The sequence below is a fragment of the Nonomuraea insulae genome (assembly GCF_042656245.1).
In genome coordinates this window covers 1-4,035 of the sequence record NZ_JBHSPA010000030.1, presented here as the reverse complement: position 1 = coordinate 4,035, position 4,035 = coordinate 1, and the positions used below count along the sequence as shown (strand labels likewise).

Here is a 4,035-nt window from a genome sequence, read left to right as displayed (position 1 = left end):
TGCCGAGGCCGGGCCGGACGGGTGGGCATGCCGGGCAGCATCGGAGGGACGGTCAGTGAACGAGCCCGAACCGTTGATCATGAATATTCCGGCCGACATCAACACCCCGGACAAGATCGCCTACGGGCTGAACGTTCGCCAACTCCTCATCATCGCGCTGACCGGCGGCATCGCCGCCGCCATCTACTACCTGTTCCATCAGCTCCTGCCCGTCATCATCCTGGCCGCGATTGTCCTGCCGCTCGTAGCGCTGGGTCTGTCCGTCGCGCTCGGGCGACGCGACGGACTCAGCCTGGATCGCTTCGCCCTGGCCGCCCTGCTCCACGCCCGCGCCCGCAAACGGCTGGTGGCTGCACCTGAGGGGGTTGCCGAGCCGCCGAGGTGGTGCCGGTTGCGGGGCAAGCTGCCTACTCCGCTGCGCCTGCCGGTGCGGGCGATCCGTACCGACGGCGCTCTTGAGCTCGCCGGCGGAGGCGTCGCCGTCCTGGTGGAGACCAGTACCCTGTCCTTCCACCTGCGCACCGCCAGCGAGCAGGCGGCCCTGGTCGGGGCGTTCGGCCGGTGGCTGAATTCACTGGACGCGCCGGTGCAGATCCTCGCCCGGACTCGCCCTGCCGACCTATCCGATCTGGTTGACACCGTGGAGCGGCAGGCAGAGGTGCTGCCGCACGCCGCGCTGGCCAACGCCGCCCGCGAGCACGCCGGCTATCTGGCCGAGCTGAACGCCTCGTGTGAGCTGCTGACCCGTCAGGTGCTCGTCGTGCTCCGCGACCACCCCGCCACCACCCGGGGCCGCCGCTCGGTACGCCGAGACGCCAGCGCCGCCGTCGTCTTGCGGCGGGCCGCAGAAGCCGAGCGGAGCCTCGCCGCGCTCGGTGTCGCCACCCGCGTCCTCGACGCAGTCGCGGCCAGCCAGGTGCTGGCCGAATGTCTCGACCCCGGTGGCCGGCACCCGCTCGGCCAGGCCCTGCCCGACGAACTGATCACCTCGACGACCGGGAGCACCCCGTGAAGCTACGCCGACGCCACCGCTACGAGCCCAGCACCCTGGCCCATCCAGGATCGGCGCACGTGGGAGCCAGGACCCTGACCCTGCCCAGCGCCGTCTGTGCGTCGTTCGCGGTGACCGGCTACCCGCGCGAGGTCGGCGCGGGATGGCTGGAGCCGCTACTCACCTATCCCGGTCACCTGGACGTGTCCCTGCACGTCGAACCCATCCCCCAGCAGGTCGCGGCCATGCGGCTGCGCCGCCAGCTCGCCCGCCTGGAATCGGCCAGCCGCTCTGATGCCCAGCACGGCAGGCTCGCCGATTTCGCCGCCGAAGCCGCCGCCGACGACGCCACCGCCCTGGCCGACCAGCTCGCCCGAGGCCATGGCCGCCTGTTCACGGTCGGCCTCTACCTCACTGTCAACGCCGCTACGGAACCCGAGCTGGCCGCCGAGGTGGAACGGGTCCGGGCGCTGGCATCATCCCTGCTGCTGGATGCGCAACCGGCGACGTTCCGCGCCCTGCAGGGGTGGACGACCAGCCTGCCGCTCGGAGTCGACTCCCTCGATGCGACGCGGACGTTCGACACCACCGCGCTGGCGGCGGCCTTCCCCTTCACCTCGCCCGACCTCGCGACGACCGGCGGCGAGACCGGGGTGTTGTACGGGCTGAGCGCTACCAGCTGCGGCGTCGTCGTGTGGGACCGCTACGCCCAGGACAACCACAACTCCGTCGTCCTGGCACGCTCCGGCGCGGGCAAGAGCTTCTTCACCAAACTCGAAGCCCTCCGCCTGCTCTACCAAGGCGTCGAGGTCGCCGTCGTCGACCCCGAAGACGAATACGCACGCTTGGCCCACACGGTCGGCGGCACCTGCCTGCACCTCGGCGCGGCCGGGGTGCGGTGGAACCCCTTCGACCTGCCCGCCAGCCACGGACCCCGCGACGACGTGCTATCCCGGCGGGCCATGTTCCTGCAAACCCTGATCGCCACCATGCTCGGCAGCAGCCAGCTCAGCCCACAAACGCGCGCCATACTCGACTCGGCGATCATCGCCACCTACCAGGCGGCTGGGATCACCCGCGACCCGGCCACCTGGACCCGGTCCGCGCCACTCCTCGCCGATCTGGTCACCACCCTTACCGGAAAGACAACCGGTCAGACCGGCGCGGACCTGGCCGCGCAACTCGCCCCGTACGTAACCGGCTCCTACCGCGAGCTGTTCGACGGACCGACCACCACCATGCCAGCCGGGCATCTGACCGTCTTCTCTCTCCGGGACCTGCCTGAGGAGATGAAAGCGGTCGGCACCCTGCTGGCGCTCGATGCGATCTGGCGGCGCGTGGCCAACCCGCGAGACCGCAAGAAGCGCCTCGTCGTCGTGGACGAGGCCTGGCTGCTGATGAAGGAACCCGAAGGCGCCCGCTTTCTCTTCCGGATGGCGAAGGCAGCACGCAAGCACTGGGCCGGGCTGTCCGTGGTCACCCAGGACGCCGCGGACCTGCTCGGCTCCGAGCTGGGCCAGGCGATCGTGGCCAACGCCGCCAGCCAGATCCTGCTCCGCCAAGCGCCGCAAGCCATCGGCGCGGTCGGCGACGCCTTCGACCTGACCGACGGCGAACGCCAGTTCCTGCTCACCGCAGAACGCGGCGAAGCCCTCCTGGTCGCCGGCCCTGCGAGCCGAGCCGCCCTGAGCATCGTCGCCCCGCCTTCTGAGGAGGCGCTGGCCACGACCAACCCACAGTTCCTCGCCGAACTCGACCAGCACGAACAACACCGCCCATTCGAAGGCCAACCCGCGCCACCACCCGGGCCGCCCGGCTCCACCGAGACCACCACCGACAACCAAAACGAGGACGAGGAGAACGATCCGCTGTGACCATCAACACCTCACCCCGGCAGGACGGGCCGTGCCTGCTGTGCGGCATCGACGACCATGATGTTCAGGAAGCCTTGGGCTTCCTGGCCGAGCTGCCCGCCCGTCTGCCCGAACTCGCCCTCGTCTACGGGCCCCGGCTCGCTGCGGTCATGGGAGTGGTGTGGGTGGTGGCTGCTGTGGTGGGTTACCTGCTCGGCTGGCTGCGTCACGCCGACATGACGCCCGAAGCCCGGCTCATCGAGATTTCCAGCCCGCCGCGCAGCGATCCTGAGGGCGCCGTGGTGCTGTGGCGTCAGCTCGTCGGCCTGCTGCGGCCCGCGTGGAAGCGCGCCTTCACCGGCCAGCCGCACCTGGTGTGGGAATACCACGGCAGCGACGCCGGAGTCCGAATCCGGCTGTGGGTGCCCGGCACCATCCCGGCGGGGATCGTGGAGAAGGCCATCCAAGCCGCCTGGCCAGGCGCGACCACCAGCACAAGCCCCGCCACCACGCCCCTCCCCGACGACGCAGAGGTCACGGGCGGGCGGCTGGTGCTGGCCGCGCCCGAGCACTTCCCCCTCAAGACCGACCACGACCACGACCCCGTGCGCTCCCTGCTGGAGGCCATGGGTGGACTACGCGAGGGCGAGCACGCCGTCGTCCAGGTGCTGGCCCGCCCGACCACCGGCCGCCGCCTGCGGCACGCCTACCGGGCAGCCGCTCACCTGCGCGGAGGAGGAAGCTGCCACCATCTCGGCCGCGTCCTCGACGAGATCCTGCCCTTGCCCACCGACACTCGCGAACACCACAGAACCGGTGACCTGGCCCGCGACTTCCCCGAACGCGCCGAACAAGTCCGAGCCATCCTCGCGAAAGCTGGACAGCCCCGTTACACCGTGGCCATCCGCTACGCCGTCGCCACCCGAACCACCACCACAGCCGCATACGGAATCGAGCCTGTTCCCGACCTGGTCCGCAGATGGCTGCGCGGCCACGCACACACCCTGGCCGGCATCTTCGCCCTGTACACCGGCGGCCACCAGTACCTGCGCCGAGCCCGCCTCTGGCGCCCCGGCCGCACGATCGGCTCACGCCGCCTCGACTCCGGCTACCTGCTCTCCGTCAGCGAGCTGGCCGCGCTCGCGCACCTGCCGTGGGACATCGACGCGCCCGGCATCACCCGCGCCGGAG

3 protein-coding genes are annotated in these 4,035 nt (G+C 70.9%); all 3 read left to right on the top strand.

Going from position 1 to position 4,035, the window contains the following annotated elements:
* Positions 1-55 precede the first annotated feature (55 nt).
* Positions 56-1,012, top strand: coding sequence for a PrgI family protein (locus tag ACFPZ3_RS27175; RefSeq protein ID WP_379517069.1), 957 nt, complete (start codon positions 56-58; stop codon positions 1,010-1,012).
* Positions 1,009-2,865: a VirB4 family type IV secretion system protein gene (locus ACFPZ3_RS27170; RefSeq protein ID WP_379517068.1), complete on the top strand. Its 1,857-nt coding sequence runs from the start codon at positions 1,009-1,011 to the stop codon at positions 2,863-2,865. The genes ACFPZ3_RS27175 and ACFPZ3_RS27170 overlap by 4 nt, the downstream gene beginning before the upstream one ends.
* Positions 2,862-4,035: DUF8128 domain-containing protein (locus ACFPZ3_RS27165; protein WP_465263571.1), on the top strand; the 1,174-nt coding region annotated here is incomplete at its 3' end. The genes ACFPZ3_RS27170 and ACFPZ3_RS27165, both read left to right, overlap by 4 nt.